3 protein-coding genes and 1 pseudogene are annotated in these 6,235 nt (G+C 60.7%); all 4 read left to right on the top strand.

The annotated features are described in order from the left end of the window. The coding region (locus QZV72_RS07600; protein WP_297006873.1) for a site-specific DNA-methyltransferase at window positions 1-1,406 on the top strand (1,406 nt) is incomplete at its 5' end. A 2-nt stretch (window positions 1,407-1,408) separates the two neighbouring features. Next, window positions 1,409-4,489 (top strand): DEAD/DEAH box helicase family protein, encoded by a 3,081-nt coding sequence (locus tag QZV72_RS07605; protein ID WP_297006875.1) that lies wholly within the window; start codon window positions 1,409-1,411, stop codon window positions 4,487-4,489. 45 nt (window positions 4,490-4,534) lie between these two features. Then, window positions 4,535-5,404 carry a DUF4132 domain-containing protein gene (locus tag QZV72_RS07610; protein WP_297006878.1) on the top strand — a complete coding sequence of 290 codons (870 nt, stop codon included), beginning with the start codon at window positions 4,535-4,537 and terminating at the stop codon, window positions 5,402-5,404. Then, window positions 5,401-6,235 (top strand): annotated as a pseudogene (locus QZV72_RS07615) (hypothetical protein); the annotation flags it as partial. The gene QZV72_RS07610 and the pseudogene QZV72_RS07615, both read left to right, overlap by 4 nt.

Here is a 6,235-nt window from a genome sequence, read left to right on the forward strand (position 1 = left end):
CGGACTCCGAGGGCCGGTACCACTCCAACTGGCTCAACATGATGTATCCGCGGCTGAAGTTGGCGCGGAACTTGCTGACGGATGATGGCGTTATCTTTGTCTCCATTGACGACAGCGAGCAGCCGCAGTTGCGCAGGATGCTTGATGAGATATATGGAGAAGTGAATTTTGTCGCCCAGATTATATGGGAGAAAGTCCACACCCGGAAGAACTCCGCAAGGCAGTTTTCGGTGAGTCATGACTATATTCTGTGCTATGCGAACAAAAAAATGCAAGACCCTGGAGATGGAGGATTTCAGCGGGCGCTCCTTCCTCGGGATAACACTGATGCATACAAGAACCCTGACGGTGATTCGCGGGGACCTTGGAAGGCGGATCCAATATATGCCAACAATCCTTACGATGCTGACTATGTGATCACTAAGCCAAATGGAATAAAAATTTCACGACCCTCAGGACAGTACTGGAGGTACAGTAAGTCTACCATCGATAAGGCAATAAGTGATGGCTCCTTAATCTGGGGCAATGGGAGCTCGATTCCTATGTTGAAGCGATACCTTTCCGATGTTCAGGACGGACTTGTCCCGGTGACAATTTTTGAACGGTCATTTGCGGGAGATAATTCCACTGGGAAGTCTGAAGTAAAGGATCTCTTCGATGGAAATCCAGTGTTTAGCTACCCGAAGCCAACGCTTCTCATTGAACGACTAATTCAGATTTCGGGCGTCGGGTCAGGGGATTATGTAATGGACTTTTTTGCAGGATCGGGATCTACTGCACATGCGGTAATGTCGCTCAATGCTAGGGATGGATATTCGCGGAATGCAATATCTATCCAGATTCCAGAGCCGACTCCCTCTGACTCGGAAGCCTTTGGTCGGGGATTTGAAAGTATCTCGTCGCTAAGTAGAGAGCGTATTTCTCGTGCTGCGAGAAGAATATCGGAGGAGAGTGAAAGTGTGGACGAACTTGATTTCGGGTTCCGTTCCTATACTCTCAAATACTCGAACTTCTCCAAGTGGAAGCAGTCCAGTGATGTCGACCTGAGCCAGTTGGAGCAGAAGATGCTCGACCTGCGCAACGGCAGTAGCGCCGATGATGCGACCGCTGACGATCTGCTCACTGAGATCCTACTGAAGCAGGGGTACTCGCTCACTGAGACGATCAGTACCGATGAGGTTGCGGGGCTCGACGTTTGCCTGGTGCTGAATAATTCTGGCGATGTCAGTGTCCTCGCGTACCTGGAGGAGCGCACCAAGCCCACCCTCGACCAGCTCCGTGCCTTCGTCGACGAGAAACCCGGCCGCATCATCATCCTGGAAGACGCTTTCCAGGGCGACGATGAACTGAAGACCAACCTCGCCCAGCTCTGCAAGAGCAGGGACATCGAACTCTGGACGGCGTAGACATGGCGAACACCACGACCACAGGATCTGGATTCCAGTTCGATGCCAGCCAGCAATACCAGCTCGACGCGATCAGTGCAGTGGCTGATCTGTTGGAGGGACAGCCCAAGCACTCTGAGCGGCTGCTGACCTCCCTGCGCGGATCTGCTGCGCCGGCTCGTAACGGTGATGGAGCCCTTGACTACGACCTCACCCAGGACGTTGGAGCCATCGGAAACAACCTTGTCGTTGACCGAGACCTCATTCTCAGCAACCTGCAGCGGGTGCAGGACAGAAATGGTCTGGAGGTCGACAGCTCGCTCTTCGACGAGGAATCGCTGGATTTCGACATCGAGATGGAGACCGGTACCGGCAAGACCTACGTCTACCTGCGTACCATCTTCGAACTCGCCGCAAGGTATAACTTCACCAAGTTCGTCATTCTCGTCCCCAGTGTCGCGATCAAAGAAGGTGTGAACACCAGCATCCGGCTGATGCGCCCGCACTTCGAAAACCTCTACAAGCGCTACGGCGTCAACTTCGACAACTCCATCTACAGTGGGAAGAATGCCGAAGAAGTCCAGCCCTTCGCGACCTCGACCGACGTCCAGATCATGGTCATGACCATCGACTCGATCCGTGGTAAAAAGAACTTGATCATGTACAAGCCGATGGACAGGCTCAATGGTCTGCGTCCCATTGACTACCTTTCATCGACCCATCCGGTGGTCATCATGGATGAGCCTCAGAACATGGAGTCCAAACTCTCCAAGTCTGCCGTGGGTGACCTCAACCCGGTGATGACGCTGCGCTACAGTGCCACCCACAAGAAGAAGCGCAACGTCGTCTACCGTCTGGACCCGGTGGACGCCCACGAGCTCGGACTGGTCAAACAGATCGTTGTCGCCGACGTCCACCAGGAAGGCTCGGATGCCGCCCCCTACATCCGGCTCGTCGACGTCCGCCGGGAACCGACCTGGAGTGCTCGGCTGGAACTGTCTGTCCGTAAGGCAGACGGGTCCCAGGAGCGGCGCGTCGTCACTGTGAAGCGGAACGAGCAGTTTTCCGCAGAGCGGCTCACCAACAACCCAGTCTACGAGGGTTGGCGGGTCACCGACATGGCGCTGGAGCCGCCCCGCATCAGTCTCAGCCTTCACGACGACCTCTACATCGGGGACACCGTCGGGGAATCGACCGAAGTTATCTACAAGGAGATGATCCGGGAGACCGTCCGGGAACACCTCCGCAAGGAAGCCCTGCTGCGCCCGCAGCACATCAAGGTGCTCAGCCTCTTCTTCATCGACAAGGTCGAGCACTTCCTCGGCAACGGGGCGAACAACACCGATGCCGACGGCGACTTCGTCCAGTGGTTCGACGATGTCTTCCGCGAAGAAAGCGCCCGTCCAGGCTGGGCAGAACTATTCCCCGAGGGGCAGGATCCCGCAGAGCTGCGTCGTGGTTACTTCTCCGTGCTCAAGGGCAAGAAGGGTGTCGCCGACCGATTCAAGGACAGCTCCGGGACCACCGCCGCCGATGACGACGCCTACGAACTGATCATGACGGACAAGGAACGCCTGCTCGATGAGGACGAGCCCGTCCGCTTCATCTTCAGCCACTCCGCCCTGCGCGAAGGCTGGGACAACCCCAACGTCTTCCAGATCTGCTCCCTGCGCGACATGGCGGCGGACACCGAACGCCGCCAGACTCTCGGCCGTGGTCTCCGCCTGCCCGTCACCCAGACCCGTGACGGTTTCGTCCGGGTCCCTGACCGGTCCATCGCCACGCTGACCGTGGTCGCCAACGAGTCCTACACACAGTTCGCTGACGGTCTGCAGAAGGAGTACAAGGACGCCGGTGTCGAAATCGGGAAGGTTCGCAAGTCCGAGTTCTCGAAACTTCCAGTACCGGACGAGAACGGCGCTCTTACCGAGGAGCTGCTCGGCTACCGGAAGTCACGGGAGATCTGGGAACACCTCAAGAGCCGGAAGTTCCTGTACGCGGACGGTTCCGTCAACCGGGACCGGTTCCAGCCGAACACCCTCGACTTCACCCTGGACCTGCCCGATCAGTTCGCCTGGGCAGAGGACGAGATCATCGAGCTGATGAACAATGCGAACATCGGCAAGTACGTGAAGGCCCGCAGGAAGCGACGAGCACGCAAGTGCAACAAGGAGCTCTACCTCACCGAAGAATTCGAGGACTTCTGGGAGACCATCAGTCAACGGACCACCTACAAGGTGAAGGTCAACCGGGACCAGCTGATCTCGCAAACCGTCGCAGAACTGAAGGAACTGGGGCAGACTGCCCCGATCACCCCGCTGCGCATCACCGTGACCACCGCCGGCGTCCGGGTGCTGCGTGGCGGCACTCGGGGTGAAGAAATCCACGCCCCGCGCGCTGCAGAGCTCCGGGGCAGTTACGACCTGCCGGACATCATCACTGAACTGCAGGAAGCAACCTCCCTGACCCGCAGGACGATCATCGATATCCTGCTGGAAAGCGGTCGGCTACAGGAATTCATCGGAAACCCGAATGACTTCATCGCCCAGGTGAAACGGGTGATCCAGAAGCAGCTGTCCTTCATCGTGGTGGAGGGAATCCAGTACGAGAAGATCCGCGGCTCCGTCTACGAACTGCGGGAGCTGAAGGAGGATGGCGCTAAGGAGAAGGAACACTTCCTCGACACGATGTATAAGGTCCGCGACACAGAGAAGACGGACTTCGACTACGTCGTCTACGACTCCGACGTGGAGCGGCAGTTCGCCGAGAAGCTGGATTCCCGGAAGGACATCAAAATGTTCATGAAACTCCCGCCGAAGTTCCGGATCGACACCCCCGTCGGGGCGTACAACCCGGACTGGGCGATCATCAAGCAGGAAAATGGCGAGGACCGGATCTACATGATCCGTGAGACCAAGAGCACAGATGATCCGGCCCTGCGGCGGCCGTCCGAGAACGCGAAGATCGAGGCAGCCCGGAAGCACTTCAAAGCCATCGGCGTCGGGGACTATGCGGTCTCTACCCCCGGGGCATGGAAGCTAGATTCCAGTGACGGTGTGGACATCGCGCCCGCGCCGCTGTCGGTAAGCACTCACTGGGGGTAGCCCGGCGGCGCACCCCACGTCCGTCGATCTGGTTCACTTGACCTCATGACTGAGACCTGGGTGACCGCCGGTGACTACCGGCTCGCGCTGACCGACGACGGCATCGTCGCACAGAACGCCAAGGGGAAACAGCTGAAGACTGTTCCCTCGAAGGCGAAGAAGACCCCGGAGTACGACCAGCTGGAAGCACTGGAGACCTTCTACGGACAACATGACCGACTGTGCCTGGACACGGTCCGGGGATGGTTCCTCACCGCCGCACCGGTCGCCGCGCTGCTCATCGCCTCCGTCTGGGAGGACGCGGCCTGGCGCTCCTGCCTGGAGAACCTTCTGGTCAGCGGTTCAGAGGGAACCGGACTGCTCAAAGGGGTGGAAGGGGAGAGCGTCCTGCTCATCGACCTCGACGGGGAGTCCGTGACCGTCACCGGAGACCTCGTCATCCTGCACCCCGCGCTCGTCGAGGACCTCGACGACTGGCGGGAGTTCGCGGTCGACCTGGGCGTCGTCCAGCGGATCGACCAGCTGTTGCGTACCGTCCACCGCATGCCCGAGGACGCGGCGTCCCGCACCGCAGAGCTCAGGCGCTTCGCCGACGGAAAGTATGGCCGTGGCGCCCACCTCATCGGCCGGGCCCGTGGCGCCGGGTACACCGCCACCCTCGACAGCATCCGCGTCACCACAGTCAACGGTGGTGTCACCACCGTCGGAGAGATGAGTGTGGACGCCTGGGACCCCGCCGAGGAGGCCACCCTCGGGGAGCTGAGCTTCTGGCGCGACGGAGACCAGCTCGACCCGACCGCCACCGGCACAGACGCCACCACCATCGACCCCGTCGCCTGGTCCGAGACCATCCGCATGGGAGAGTACCTCTACTCCGGCCGCACCATCGAGGATTCCGGGGAGAACCAGTCGTGACCACCTCCACTGCGTCCGCAGCCCCCAGCACCTCCAGCACCCCGCTGCACGCCCTGCGTTACACCGGCCATGACGGGCGCGTCCTCGTCCGGCTGGTCCCCGAGCAGCTCGTCACCGCCGAGAACCTGGACCTGGAGTCGGTCGGCGTCATCCGGCAGGAACCGGCGGACGAGACCACCGACCGGACCGTCGGCACCACCATGGTCCGTGCGGTCGGTTTCCCCGCCTGGCCGATCATCACCGACCCGGCCAATGCCCGCCACGCCCTGAACCTCGTCGGTGACCTGGAATGGGCGCGCCGCATCGCCGCCTCCCGCGCGGGAGACGTGAAGACCCGTTTCGACACCCTCGCCGCCGAGCTGACGAAGGCCGCACCCCACTTCGTACCGACCCTACTGGAGGAGCTTTCCCGCATCTTCGACCTCGCCGGGAACCAGGTCTACGCCCGCCAGTACTTCGGCAAAGCCCGGGAGACCGAACGCTCCCACAACGTGCCCGTGGACCCTGATCGGCACCGGGCGATGTTCACCGAGTTCGCCGGGGCCGGCATCGTCGGGGCCAAGGAGATGACCGCAGAGTGCACCGCGTCCCTGGACCGTTTCGACGATCCGGCGGACGCCCTCGCCCACGTCCTCGACATCATGGGGGCACTCACCGAGGCCGGCAACGGCCCCTACGCCGGGATGGCCCGCGACGTGCGCAAAGTCGCCAAGGCCGCCGGGGTCTCCGCTGCGGACGCCGATGAGAAGCTGCTGGACGCGGTGCTCACCGGCAAGGGTTTCGCCCGGGCGACCGGCGGCTTGCTCAAGGCCCTGAAGACCTCCCTGCCCC

The organism is uncultured Corynebacterium sp. (assembly GCF_902782855.1).
Taxonomy (GTDB): domain Bacteria; phylum Actinomycetota; class Actinomycetes; order Mycobacteriales; family Mycobacteriaceae; genus Corynebacterium.

Excerpts from the sequence above, each read along its gene's own strand:
- QZV72_RS07610 (WP_297006878.1), top strand. The coding sequence starts at position 4,535 with ATGACTGAGACCTGGGTGACCGCCGGTGACTACCGGCTCGCGCTGACC.
- QZV72_RS07605 (WP_297006875.1), top strand. The coding sequence starts at position 1,409 with ATGGCGAACACCACGACCACAGGATCTGGATTCCAGTTCGATGCCAGC.